The sequence below is a fragment of the Nocardioides lijunqiniae genome (assembly GCF_015024225.1).
Lineage (GTDB): Bacteria > Actinomycetota > Actinomycetes > Propionibacteriales > Nocardioidaceae > Nocardioides > Nocardioides lijunqiniae.
In genome coordinates this window covers 21,020-34,430 of record NZ_JACJGM010000045.1, presented here as the reverse complement: position 1 = coordinate 34,430, position 13,411 = coordinate 21,020, and the positions used below count along the sequence as shown (strand labels likewise).

Genomic DNA, 13,411 nt, shown 5'->3' with positions numbered 1-13,411 from the left:
AGGCGTTAGCGTGGGACACGAAGACCTCCGGTTGTGAGATGCGGTTGCGTGGTAGCTCCACACCTCACCCGGAGGTCTTCGTCATCGTCCAGCAGGCACGCCGTACCTAACGTCCGTGATCAGTACAGCTAGGGCCGGTCGTCCACGGCCTCGGCCGGGGCGGCCGGCTCGGTGCGGTTCCAGACCACGCGCTGGGGGAACGGGATCTCGATCCCCTCGTGGTCGAAGCGGGCCTTGATCCGCTGGCGCATCTCGCGCGCGACCGCCCACTGCTCCAGGGGCGCGGTCTTGAGCGTCACCCGCACGGTGACGCCGTCGATGCCGAGCTGCTCGACGCCCCACACCTCGGGCTCCTCGATGACGACGTGCTTGAAGTCCTCGTCCTCCCACAGGTCGTGGGCCACGTCCTGGAGGATCCGCCGCACCCGCGCGAGGTCCTCGGTGTAGGCGACGTTGATGTCGAGGACGCTGCGCGCCCAGTTCTGGCTCATGTTGCCCACGCGCATGATCTCGCCGTTGGGGACGTACCAGACGGTCCCGTCGACGTCGCGCAGCCGCGTGACCCGCAGGCTCACGGCCTCCACGGTGCCGCTGGCCTCGCCGACGTCCACGACGTCGCCGACGCCGTACTGGTCCTCCAGGATCATGAAGATCCCCGAGAGGAAGTCCTTCACCAGCGACTGCGCCCCGAAGCCCAGCGCCAGGCCGATGATGCCGGCGCTGGCGATGATGGGGGCGATGTTGACGCCCAGCTCGCTGAGCATCATGGTGCCGAACATCGCCGCCAGCACGCCGGTGATGATGCTCTTGAGCAGGCTCCCGATGGTCTTGGCGCGCTGGACGCGACGGGTCGCGGTGACGATGTCGGACGACGCGGCGTGGCTGGCGCCCTTGCGGACCATGGAGAAGCGGCCCACCTTGTCCGGCAGCACGCCGGCCTCCGCGCGCCGTACGACGCGGTCGACGAGCCGGTGGAGGACCCACCTCAGGACCAGTCCCAGGAGGAGCAGTCCGGTGAGGGCGAGGGGCTTGCCGATGACCACGTCGGCGATGTCGGCGGCGGTCGAGCTGCCGGTCCACTCGAAGGCGGCGTCGCAGACCTGCTCTCCGGCCGCGCACGGGTCCGTGCTGTCGGGGGCGAACATGCGCCCATGCATAGCATCTCGGCGCGGGCGTATCGAACCGAGCCGATAGGCTGTGCAGCGTGATCTCCACGCTCTCGCCCGCCGTCCGCCGCAGCGCCACGGTCCTCGTGACCGGCCTCACGTCGATCGGGCTCTCGGTGGCTCTGGCGGGTCCCGCCATGGCCGAGCCGTCCGAGGGGTGGCCCGACACGAAGCCGGTCGACATGATGCACGTGCTGCTGGTCCTGGCAGGTGTCCCGCTGCTGCTCTTCCTCGTGATCGCGGTCGCCGTCTACCTTCCGGCCCTTGTCCGCGGCGAGCGCCTCGCGCCGGGCGCGCCGCTGGTCGAGAACCAGTGGCTCGGCGGTCCCCGCCGCAGCGCCGGCGAGCTCGCGGCTCCCGACAGCGACTCCTCGAAGGCCGGTGGCGCAAGTGGCCGCTGGTGACCCCTTCAGCAGCGCCGAGCGCGTGGCGCTCGACGAGACCATCCGCAAGGCCGAGCGGCTGTGTCGCGCCGAGATCTCTGTCTTCGTGGGCGCCGCCAGTGGCGACCCCCGTCAGTTCGCCACCAGCCTGCACAACTCCCTCGTGGCTCCGTCGCGCAGCATCCTGGTGATGGTCGACCCCGACCAGCGCGCGCTCGAGGTCGTGACCGGCGGCTACGTCCGCCGCACCCTCACCGACGCCGAGGTCGAGCTGGCCGTCCTGGCCATGCAGACCGACTTCGCGGCGGGCGACCTGGTGGGCGGCCTGCGCCGCGGCATCCAGCTCCTCGCCGACCACGCGCGCGCGCCCGACCCCCTGCACGCGGGCTGACGGTCGCTCGCGGCCGGCACCGGCACCTCGGTGCTGGTGCCGGCCGCGAGGCGACTCGTCGCGGTCACGACCTGAGCAGCGGCTAGCGCCGCGCGTCGAGCTCCTGGGCGGCCAGCGCCCGCGCCACGTCGGCGCGGCCCTCGCGGACGTAGCGCTTGGCGGCGGGGTTGGCCGGCGAGGACTCCAGCCACGCGTCCACGCGCGCCAGCAGCTCGGCGCTCGCGAGCTGGCGCGGGAAGATGAACTCCAGCGCGGTCGAGGCCCGCTGCGTCCCGAGGCGCTCCCAGATGTCGTCGGCGGCGGTGAGGTAGTGCTCGACGTACGGCGCCAGCACCTCGTCCTGGCCCGGCCGCTGGAACGACAGGATGATCGAGCGCTGCGTCTCGTTGGGGGTGTCGGTCTTGGTGACCGCCGCCTCCCACGCCGCGGCCTTCGCCTCGGCGTCCGGACGCGCGGCGCGCGCCGCGGCCGCGTGCTCCTGGCCCGAGATGGTGTGGTCGCGCGCCAGCTCCTCGTCGATGCGGTCGTCGCCGGCCACGCCGGAGGCGGCCAGCGACGTGAGCAGCACCCAGCGCAGGTCCTGGTCGACGGCCAGCCCCTCGAAGGTCAGGGACCCGTCGAGCAGCGCCTCGAGGTCGGCGACCGCCGCGTCGCTGTGGGCGATGGCGGCGTAGGAGCGCGCGAACGTCAGCTGGTGGTCGCTGCCGGCCTCCGCGGCGCCGAGCAGCTCGCGCAGGCCGCGCTCCCACTCCGCCCGCAGATCGTTCCGGTGAGCCGGCGCGGAGAAGTGGTTGACGGCCTGGGCGGCGTACGTCGGGATCCGGCTCACGCCCCACGAGTCGGTCTCGGTGCCGATGTTGCGCAGCACCAGGGCGACGAAGTCGGAGGCCCGCATCTCGGCGTCGCGCGTCATGTCCCACGTCGCGCCCCAGACGAGGGCGCGGGCGAGCGAGTCGTCGAGCTTGGACAGGCCGTCGACGACCGTCGCGAGCGAGCGCTCGTCGAGCCGGATCTTGGCGTAGGTCAGGTCGCTGTCGTTGAGCAGCAGCAGGGCGGGCTGCTGCTGGCCGACGAGCTCGGGGAGCTCGGTGAGCTCGCCCTCGACGTCGGTCTCGAGGTAGTGGCGGCGCACCAGGCGACCGTCGACCTCGTCGTAGAGGCCGACGCCGATGCGGTGGCGGCGCAGGGTGGGCCAGTCGGGGTGGGCGGTCTGGCGCACGGCGAGCGAGGAGTAGCGGCCCTCGGCGTCGACCTCGAACTCCGCCGCGAGGGTGTTGACGCCCGCGGTCTGGAGCCACTCCTGGGCCCAGCCGCCGAGCTCGCGACCCGAGGCCTTCTCCAGGGCGGCGAGCAGGTCCTTGAACTCGGAGTTGCCGTAGGCGAAGTCCTTGAAGTACTGGCGCAGACCGGCCTGGAAGTCCTCGAGCCCGACCCACGCGACCAGCTGCTTGAGCACCGAGGCGCCCTTGGCGTAGGTGATCATGTCGAAGTTGACCTCGACCGCCTGGAGGTCGTGGTTGTCCGCGGCGATCGGGTGCGTGCTGGGCAGCTGGTCCTGGCGGTAGCCGGTCTGCTTGCGGGCGTTGGCGAAGCCGGTCCACGAGTCGGTGTACTCGGTGGCCTCGACCTCCGCGTGGTAGCAGGCCCACTCGGCGAAGGACTCGTTGAGCCACAGGTCGTCCCACCACTTCATGGTCACGAGGTCGCCGAACCACATGTGGGCCATCTCGTGCAGGATCACGCTGCAGCGGAACTCGTAGAACGAGCGGGGCTGGCGGCTGCGGGGGAGGTACTCGTCGCGCAGCGTCACGCAGCCGGCGTTCTCCATCGCACCCATGTTGTACTCCGGCACGTAGAGCTGGTCGTACTTGCCGAAGGGGTAGGGGAAGTCGAAGGCCTCCTCGAAGAAGGCGAAGCCCTGCTCGGTGAGCTTGACCAGCTCGTCGACGTCGAGGAACTCCACCAGCGACTGGCGGCAGTAGTGGCCGAGCGGGATGTCGCCGTGCTTGCCGGCGTAGGTGTGCTGGACCTCGTGGTACTCGCCGGCCACGAGGGCCGTGATGTAGGTCGACATCGGCTTGGTCGGCTCGAAGCGCCAGACCGCCTTGCCGTCCGCCAGCGCCTCCGGCGCGGGGGAGGGCGAGTTGGAGACGACCTTCCAGTGCTCCGGAGCGGTGACGTTGAACGTGAACGTCGACTTCAGGTCGGGCTGCTCGAAGGTGGTGTAGACCCGGCGGGCGTCCGGGACCTCGAACTGGGAGTAGAGGTAGACCCGGTCGTCGACCGGGTCGACGAAGCGGTGCAGTCCCTCGCCGGTGTGGCTGTAGGGCAGCTCGCAGTGCACGCGCAGCTCGTTGTCGGCCTCGAGGCCGTCGAGCGTCAGGCGCGAGTCGCGGTAGACCTCGGCGGGGTCCAGCGTGCGGCCGTTGAGGGTCACCTCGTGGAGGCTCGCGTCGACGAGGTCGGCGAACGTCGAGGCGCCGGGCTCCGCGCAGGTGAAGCGGAGCACGGTGGTGCTCGCGAAGACCTTGTCGGACACGGTGAGGTCGAGGTCGATGGTGTAGGACTCGACGGACAGGAGGGCGGCACGGGTGGCGGCCTCGTCCCGGGTCAGGTTGGTTCCAGGCATGTCGAGCATCATGTCACCGGGCCGTGCACGCGCTCCTCGGACCCTCGTCGCGGGTGTCCGGTCCGTGGGACGGATGTGACTCGCGTGAGCGGTGGGACTCGAGTTACAGGTGTGAAATTCTTGCCGACACGCTGACAAGGTGCTTGACACCTGCGTAATCTCCGCTCCGTGACTCGGACCCGACGGCTGCGCCGTGCCCTGGTGCTCGGGGCCGTGCTGGCACTGCTGGCACCCCTCGGCGTGAGCTCCGCGACCGCCGACGACGACCAGGTGCTGCCGCCGCCGCCGTCGCTGAACCGGTACGGCGCGGTCGAGCAGCGCGCGAGCGCCTACCTGTGCACCGGCTACGTCGCCTGCGAGAAGGCCGGCTACTCCCACGCGGGCTACCGCGCCGTGTCGAACAAGATGTACTGGCGGATGTACAGCGGTCACAACTGCACCAACTACGCGGCGTACCGGATGGTCAAGAGCGGGATGCCCAACACCCGGCCGTGGACGGGTGGCGGCAACGCGACCGAGTGGGGTCGCAAGATGGCCGGCATCACCGACGCCACGCCGGTCGTCGGCTCGATCGCCTGGTGGCGCGCCAACGCTCCCGGCACCGGCTCGAGCGGCCACGTCGCCTACGTCGAGCAGGTCGTCTCCGCCACGGAGATCGTGATCAGCGAGGACAGCTGGGGCGGCGACTTCCACTGGCGCCGCATCCGCAAGGCCGACGGCCGCTGGCCGTCGGGCTTCGTCCACTTCAACGACAAGGTCCTGACGAACACGGTCGCGCCGGTCGTCACCGGCACCCCCAAGGTCGGCGTCCCCCTCACCGCCACCGTCGGCACCTGGAAGCCCGCGGGCGTCTACACCTTCCAGTGGTTCGCCGGGGCGACGCCCATCGCCGGCGCCACGGCGTCGAGGTTCGTGCCGACCGCCGCCCAGTTCGGCACCCGGGTCTCGGTCCGGGTCAGCGCCAGGCGTTCCGGCTACGCCTCCACGACCGTGGCCAGGAGCACCGCCGCCGACGTCGCCATCGGAGACCTCCAGGTCCCGGACCCGCCCGTCGTCAGCGGCGTCACGGAGGTCGACCAGGTCCTGACCGCCACGCGCGGGTCGTGGGCGCCGAACCCGAGCGCGACCACCGTGCAGTGGTACGCCGGCTCCACGCCCATCGCCGGGGCGACCGGCTGGACGCTGCGCCTGGGGCAGGCCCAGATCGACCAGCGCATCAGCGCCATCGTCACGGGTCGCGCCGTCGGCTACCGCCAGCGTGCCGTGCCCGCGCGGACCGCGGGCCCGGTCCTCGCCGGCACCCTCGCGTTCACGCGACCGTTCGGGCTGACCGGCGTCCCGCGCGTCGGCAGCACCCTCACCGCCGCCCCCGGCGCCGTCGATCCGGTGGACGCGCGGGTGAGCTACCGCTGGCTGCGCAACGGGGTCGCGGTCCCGGGCGCCATCGGGTCGTCGTACGTGCTGAAGCCCGCGGACATCGGGTCGCAGATCAGGCTCCTGGTGCGGCTGGACCGCGCCAGCTACCGCAGCGCCTCACAGCAGATCGCCACGCCGTCACGCGTGGTGACCAAGCCGGTCCTGCGCATCCGTGCTGCCGGCGGGAGCCGCAAGGCGCTCGTCGTCGTGCGCGTCGTGGCGCCGGGCGCCACGCCCCGCGGGCTCGCGACGATCCGCGTCGGCGGCAGGAAGGTCGTGGGCCGGGTGGTCGACGGCCGGTTGCGCGTCGTCATCACCGACGTGCCGGCGGGCCTGCGCAAGGTCCGGGTCCGCTACGCAGGCAAGGGCTTCGTCCTGCCGGCCGCCGGGCTGCAGCGGGTCCGCGTCCGGCGCTAGCCCGCGACGGGGCGTCCCGGGCGCCACCAGTTCCACTGGCCGAGCAGCGTCATCGCCGCCGGGAGGAGCAGCCCACGCACCACGGTGACGTCGAGCAGGATCGCGACGGTCATCCCGACCCCGATCTGCTTGACCTCCACCAGCTCGCCGAGGGTGAAGCCGAGGAACACGATCGAGATGGCCAGCGCGGCCAGGGTGACGACCGGCCCGGACGAGGTGATGCCGGCCAGCACCGCACGGTCGTTGGCGGCCCGAGTGCCCGCGGCGGGCGCCCCGCGTCCGCGGGCGGGGGAGTCCCACGCCTCCTTGATGCGCGCCAGCAGGAACACGTGGTAGTCCATCGAGAGCCCGAACGCGAACATGAACAGCAGCAGCGGCGTGGTGATGTCGAGGGTGCCCCACGACTCGAAGCCCAGGAGCGCGGACCCCCAGCCCCACTGGAAGATCGCGACCACGACGCCGAGGGTGGCGGACAGCGAGAGCAGGTTGAGGGCCAGCGCCTTGAGCGGGACCACCAGGGAGCCGGTGAGGCGCAGGAGCAGCAGGCCCGTCACCACCATGACGACCAGCACGGCGAGGGGCAGCCGGTCGGCGATGGCCGTCCGGGCGTCGACGAGCTCGGCGGCGGGCCCGCCGACGAGCACCGGGGCGCCGAGGTCGCGCTCGCGGACCTCCGCGACCAGTCGCTGGGCCGGCACCCCGTAGGTGCGGCCCTCGGGGTCGAGCGCGATCTGCGTCGAGCCGTCGGGCAGCGGGTCGAGCACGTGGACGTCGTCCACGTCGTCGAGCCCGGCGAGCCGGTCGGCCAGCGCGCTCACGGCGGGGTCGTCGGGGGATGCGTCGGTCAGGACCGTGATCGGCGCCGTGCGCTCCTCGGCGTGGTCGCGCTGGACGGCCTCGTAGGCCAGGCGCGACTCGCTGTCGGCGGGCAGCGAGCGGGCGTCGGAGCTGCCGAGCTGCAGGCTGAGCAGCGGGACCGCGAGCACCAGCAGGACGCCGGTCGTGCCGACCAGCACCGGCCAGGGTCGGGCCTGGGCGAACCCCGCCAGCCGGGCCAGCAGCGAGCGCTCCGGCGCCGGCGTGCGCCGGGCGAGGCGGCCCGCGCCGGGAGCCGGGATGCGGGCGTGCGCGACCGAGATCAGCGCCGGCGTGAGCGTCAGTCCGGCGAGGGTCCCCACCGCCACGGCGACCACGCCGCCGACGGCCATGCCGGTGAGGATGGGGTCGCCGAGGACGAGCAGGCCCGCCAGTGCGCACCCGACGGTGAGCCCGGAGACGAGGACGGTGCGTCCGGCGGTCGCGACCGTCCGGCCGAGCAGGTCGCCCAGGTCGGCCCGCTTGCCGCCCAGGGCGCGCTCCTCGCGGAAGCGGGCCAGCACCAGCAGGCTGTAGTCCACCGACAGGCCGAGACCGAGCAGGGTGACGACGTTGACGGCGAACTCGCTCACCGAGGTGAGGCCGGCGAGCCCGGTGAGGCACAGCAGGGAGCCTGTCACGGTGCCGAGGGCGGTCACGACGGGCAGCGCCCCGACCACCCAGCCGCCGAGCGCCAGCACGAGCACCCCGAGCAGCACCACCAGGGCGATGCCCTCGCCGCGGGCGGCGTCGCTGCCGGCCTGCGCGCCGAACGCGTCCTCGGCCAGCAGCTCGCCGCCGACGTGCACGGTGGGGAAGGGGATGGTGTGCAGCCGGTCGGCCACGCGGTCGGCGGCGGCCAGCGCGTCGTCGTCGTCCAGCGCGGGGTCGAGCTCGACCTGGACGAGCGCGCCCTGCCCGTCGTCGGCGAAGAGGTCGCTGGCGCCGGTGGTGTAGGGGTCGCGCATGTCGACGACCCCGGGCAGCTCGCGGACCTCGTGCAGGATGCGGGCGGCCTCCTCGGACAGGGCCACGCCGAGCGCGTCGTCGCCGGAGAGCACCCCCACGACCTGCTCGCCCTCCGGGTCGACGCGGTCCAGGCGCCGCTCGACGAGCGTCGACTCGACGTCGGCACGTGCCTCGGGACTCTCCGCGAGGTCGAAGACCGCGCCTCCGACGACGCCGCCGACGAGCACGACCAGGGTCCACGCGGCCAGCACGACCGCCCGACGGCGGTGCACCCAGTGGCCCATCCGCTCCAGCACGGGGGCGACTGTAGCGGCCAGCCGTGACTTTTGTTAGAGACCCGTCAAAAGTTGTTCACATCCCGTCATATGTCCCCTACAGTGGCGCCAGTCACATCGATCCTCGGCGCTCGCGGGCCGGGTCCTACTGGAGGTCCAGGTGTCACGCACCCTTCCGTCACCACGTCCCGCCCGCTCGAGGCGCCGCCCGCTGCACCTGATGGTCGCCGGGGCGCTCGCCCTGGGTCTGGCCGCCGGCATCACCGCGGCGGAGGCCGCGCCGCCGGGCGACGAGGCGGGCGTCACCATGCGTGCCTTCCAGCTGGGACAGCCCACCGCCGCCCTCTGCACGCTGAAGTCCGGCCAGACGCCGAACGTCGACAAGCTGCAGCCCACGATCGACTGGGACACCCCCGAGGAGTTCGGCGGTCTCCAGGACAACTACCTCGTGGAGGTCCTCGCGAACCTCTCGATCGACACCGCCGGCACCTACATGTTCCGCCTCGTCAGCGACGACGGCTCAGAGCTGCTCATCGACGACCAGCTCGTGATCGACCACGACGGGCTGCACGGCCCCACGGCCAAGGACGGCAGCGTCACGCTCGGCGTCGGCGTGCACGCCCTGCGTGTCAACTTCCTCGAGGCCACCAACGGCGAGCGCCTCACCCTCATGTGGCAGCGCCCCGGCGAGACCGCCTTCACCGTGGTCCCCACCTCCGTGCTGAGCACCGAGGCCAACGTGACCCGGGTGACCGCCCCCGGTTTCAAGCAGTGCGAGGGCCAGGACGACAGCGCCGGCGACGGGCTGCAGCTCGACGGCGTCAACCCCGCCTACGACCTGGTCGACCTGCGGGCTGAGGGCTTCGAGCCGCAGGTGTCGGGCCTGGAGTGGGACGGCGACGACCTGCTCGTCCTGACCTGGGGCGGCAACGGCAACGACCAGGGCAACGTCTCGCTCGGGCAGCTCTGGAGGCTCCAGGGTGCCAAGCAGGCGCAGGACCCCAGTGGCGTGACCCGCACGCTGATCGCGGACGGCCTCAAGGAGCCCATGGGCATCTCGGTCGTCGAGGGTGACGTCTACGTCTCGGAGAAGCACCGGCTGACCCGGCTCGTCGACCCCGGCGGGGACGGCGTCCTCGAGGGCAAGGAGACGGTCGCCACCTGGCCCTTCGACGGCAACTTCCACGAGTTCGCCTTCGGCATGCTCTACCGCGACGGCAAGTTCCACCTCAACCTCTCGGTGTCGATCAACCTCGGCGGCGCGACCACCGTGCCCCAGGGCTCGCAGGACCGCGGCACGCACATCACCGTGGACAAGGAGACCGGCGAGGTCGAGTACGTCGCCGGCGGGCTGCGGACCCCGCACGGCATGGGCGAGGGCCCCGACGGCGAGATCTTCGTGACCGACAACCAGGGTGGCTGGCTGCCCGCGTCCAAGCTGGTCGAGATCAAGCCCGGCCGCTTCTTCAACCACTTCACCACCGGACCCGGCGGCACCAAGGGCCGCTTCGACGAGCAGCCGGTGACCAAGCCGGTCCTGTGGATGCCGCAGAACGAGATCGCCAACTCGCCCAGCACCCCGGTGCTGGTCGAGGAGGGCCCGTACGCCGGACAGCTCCTGATCGGCGACGTCACCTACGGCGGCCTGCAGCGCGGCTACCTCGACAAGGTCGAGGGCGAGTACCAGGGCGCGCTGTTCCGGATGAGCCAGGGCTTCGAGGCCGGCGTCAGCCGGGTCCTCAAGGACGACGACGGCAGCCTCTACGTCGGCGGCATCGGCGCCGGCGGCAACTGGGGCCAGACCGGCAAGAAGCGCTTCGGCCTGCAGAAGCTCGAGCTCACCGGCGACGTGCCCTTCGACATGGAGTCGATGAAGGTCGTCGAGGGCGGCTTCGACATCACCTACACCAAGCCGGTGTCCCCGGCCACGCTCGCCGACCTGGCCACGAAGTACCAGGTCGACCAGTGGCGCTACAAGGCCACCGCGCAGTACGGCGGTCCCAAGCTCGACGAGGAGACCCTCGAGGTCACCAGTGCCACCGCGTCGGAGGACGGACGGACGGTGCGGATCCTCGTCGACGGCCTGAAGCCCGACCGCGTCGTGCACCTGCGCTCGCCACAGCCCTTCACGTCCGCCACGGACGAGCGGCTGTGGAGCACCGAGGCGTGGTACACGCTCAACACCTACCCGGGCTACGTCGAGCCGGAGCCCGAGCCGGCTCCGTTCGGCCTCTACGAGCTCGAGGACGGCGAGCTCACCGGCAGCGCCAACATCCAGACCGAGCACGCCGGATACAGCGGCAGCGGCTTCGTCGCGGGCATGGGCGACGTCGGGGCGGGCAGCACGGTCCAGGTCGTCGTCGACCAGGCCGGCGCCTACGACCTCAAGCTCGGCTATGCCAACGGTCCCAACCCGTTCGAGGGCACCAAGAAGCTGAGCCTCTTCGTCGACGGCGAGCGCACCGTGCTCTCCCTGCCCTCGACCGGGGGCTGGAAGAGCTGGGGCAGCATCACGCAGCGCATCCAGCTCCCGGCGGGGCCGAGCTCCATCCGCCTCGAGAAGATCGACGGCGACGACGGTCACGTCAACCTCGACTACGTCCAGGTGCTGGTCCCCGAGACCATGCGCTACGAGGCCGAGGCCGCCGAGCTCGCGGGCGGAGCCGTGCTGTCGACGGAGCACGCCGGCTTCAGCGGCACCGGCTACGTCGGTGGGCTGGAGACCGACGGCGCGCGGGTGACGTTCAGCGTGACCGCGCAGGAGGCCGGTGACCACGACCTGACGCTGGGCTACGCCAACGGTCCGCACCCCGCGCCGAACCTGACCAAGACGCTGCTGCTCTCCGTCAACGGCGGCGAGCCGCGGTCGGCGTCGCTGGCCAACACCGGCGCCTGGAGCACGTGGGGGACCTCCACGGAGACCGTGGCGCTGGAGGCCGGCACCAACACCGTGACCTACGCGGTGGGAGCCGGCGACGGTCAGACCAACGGGCGCGTCAACCTCGACTACGTCGACGTCTCGAGGACGGCTCCGTCCTGCGACCCGGAGGCCGGGCCGAGCCCGGACGACGAGTTCGAGGGCGACGAGCTGGACCCCTGCCGCTGGACCACGATCCTCAACCCGTCCCCGGGCGGGCTCGAGGTGGCCGACGGCGAGCTGCGGCTCACCGCGCAGAGCGGGGACATCACCGACGGCCTCTTCTCCGCGCGCAACGTCGTGACCCAGGCGGCGCCCGAGGACGGGACCTGGTCGGCGACGACCCAGTTCTCGCTCACCGGCACCAAGGACTACCTGCAGGGCGGGCTCATCGCGCACACCAGCGTCGAGAACTACGCCAAGGTCGTCGCGATGCGCACCCCGCAGGGCAGCTGGATCGTCGAGCTCGGACGTCGGGTCAACGGCCAGATGGTCTACTCCCACAGCCCGGCGCTGCCGGGTGCGCCCAGCGACCTGCAGCTGCAGATGGTCAACACGGGCTCCGCCCTCCAGGCGCGGTACTCCGTCGACCAGGGCGCGACCTGGACGTCCATGGGCTCCGGCTACCCGACCACCGGTCTGGTCGAGCCCACCATCGGCGTCGCGGCCTACAACGGCAACGGGTCCCAGGTCGGCACGTTCGACTGGTTCAAGGTCACCGAGCCGGTGGTCGAGCCCGACACCTGCCAGCCCACCGTGGCCGATCCCGGCTACCGGACGCTCTACGACGGGACGGCGGCGAGCCTCGAGGACTGGAACATGGCCGGGCCGGGCTTCTTCACCCGCGAGGCCGACTGCAGCCTCATGACCAACGGTGGGCTCGGGCTGCTCTGGCACGACGAGCCGCTCGAGGGCGACTACTCGCTGCAGCTGGACTGGAAGCTCACCACCGACCACAACGGCGGCGTGTTCGTCGGGTTCCCGGACCCGGGCAACGACCCGTGGGTGGCTGTCAACCAGGGCTACGAGATCCAGATCGACGCGACCGACGAGGTGGACCGCACCACGGGCGCGATCTACACCTTCCAGTCCGCCGACGTCGCCAAGCGGGACGCGGCGCTCAAGCAGGTGGGCGAGTGGAACCACTACGAGATCCGCGTGGAGGGGAAGCGGATCCGCGTCTACCTCAACGACGTGCTGGTGAACGACTTCACCAGCACCGACCCGGCGCGGATGGACTGGCCGTCCCACTTCGGCCTGCAGAACCACGGCAACGGCGAGAACGTCTTCTACCGCGACGTCCAGCTCAAGGAGCTGGCCGACCCGGAGAACGTCTCCCCGACGGTCACCGTCACGCCGACGCAGGCCCAGGTGCAGACCGGGAAGACGTCGCAGGTGCAGGTCACGGTCGACTCCGTGGTGGAGGAGACCCCGACCGGCGACGTCGTCGTCACGGTCGACGGTGAGCCCCTGGCCCCGGCCACGCTGACCGACGGCAAGGCGACCGTCACGGTCGGGCCCTTCACCCAGCCCGGCGAGGTCGCCCTCGCGGCGACGTACGAGGGTGACGAGGCGCACGACTCCGGTGCGGGCGTCGGCTCGCTCACGGTCGTCAAGGCGCCCGTGGTCACCCCGCCGGCACCGGTCGTGAAGCCGCGGGTCGCCGCGGTGGGCCGCAAGGTCGACGCGGACAAGAGCCGGCGCAGGGCCTCGGTCGTGCTCCGGTGCGTCCAGGGTGCCTGTGCGGGCACCGCCACCCTGCGTCTGCCGGGCACGTCCGGGAAGGCGCTGGGCAGCGGCAAGGTCGCCCTCAAGGCGGGCCAGCGCGGCCGCCTCACGCTGAGGCTCAACGCCCTGGCGCGGGCTCGGCTGAAGAGCCGGGCGGCGGTCGGTGCCGTGCTCGTCGTGAAGTTCCGCGACGGCACCACGCAGCGGTTGAACCTCCGGCTGACGCGCTGACCGACGGCTGATCGGAGCGACACCGACGACCACC

The 13,411-nt window shown here is 71.8% G+C and carries 7 protein-coding genes; 4 read left to right on the top strand and 3 right to left on the bottom strand.

Annotation, left to right across the window (positions count from 1 at the left end):
• Positions 1-128: 128 nt before the first annotated feature.
• Entirely contained in the window at positions 129-1,145 is a 1,017-nt protein-coding gene (locus IRQ30_RS21025) for a mechanosensitive ion channel family protein (RefSeq protein WP_193614835.1), read from the bottom strand.
• Between the two features lie 59 nt (positions 1,146-1,204).
• Between IRQ30_RS21025 and IRQ30_RS24310 the strand changes: the two genes are divergently transcribed.
• On the top strand, positions 1,205-1,570 hold the full coding sequence (locus IRQ30_RS24310) for a hypothetical protein (protein ID WP_193610335.1): 366 nt from the start codon (positions 1,205-1,207) through the stop codon (positions 1,568-1,570).
• Positions 1,557-1,940, top strand: coding sequence for a DUF5130 family protein (locus IRQ30_RS21015; protein ID WP_193614834.1), 384 nt, complete (start codon positions 1,557-1,559; stop codon positions 1,938-1,940). Before IRQ30_RS24310 ends, IRQ30_RS21015 begins: the two co-directional genes overlap by 14 nt.
• Positions 1,941-2,022: 82 nt before the next feature.
• Here the strand turns inward: IRQ30_RS21015 and pepN are convergent, their stop codons facing one another.
• The gene (gene pepN / locus IRQ30_RS21010; protein ID WP_193614833.1) at positions 2,023-4,569 is read right to left on the bottom strand and encodes an aminopeptidase N; all 2,547 of its coding nucleotides are present in this window, start codon (positions 4,567-4,569) and stop codon (positions 2,023-2,025) included.
• 168 nt (positions 4,570-4,737) lie between these two features.
• On the opposite strand from pepN, the gene IRQ30_RS21005 reads away from it, so the two are divergent.
• Positions 4,738-6,402 carry a CHAP domain-containing protein gene (locus tag IRQ30_RS21005; protein WP_193614832.1) on the top strand — a complete coding sequence of 555 codons (1,665 nt, stop codon included), beginning with the start codon at positions 4,738-4,740 and terminating at the stop codon, positions 6,400-6,402.
• Here IRQ30_RS21005 and IRQ30_RS21000 read toward each other — a convergent pair.
• Positions 6,399-8,522, bottom strand: coding sequence for an MMPL family transporter (locus IRQ30_RS21000; RefSeq protein WP_193614831.1), 2,124 nt, complete (start codon positions 8,520-8,522; stop codon positions 6,399-6,401). The two genes, IRQ30_RS21005 and IRQ30_RS21000, sit on opposite strands and share 4 nt — an antisense overlap.
• A gap of 139 nt (positions 8,523-8,661) precedes the next feature.
• On the opposite strand from IRQ30_RS21000, the gene IRQ30_RS20995 reads away from it, so the two are divergent.
• The gene (locus tag IRQ30_RS20995) at positions 8,662-13,377 is read left to right on the top strand and encodes a 3-keto-alpha-glucoside-1,2-lyase-like domain-containing protein (RefSeq protein ID WP_193614830.1); all 4,716 of its coding nucleotides are present in this window, start codon (positions 8,662-8,664) and stop codon (positions 13,375-13,377) included.
• Positions 13,378-13,411: the final 34 nt, after the last annotated feature.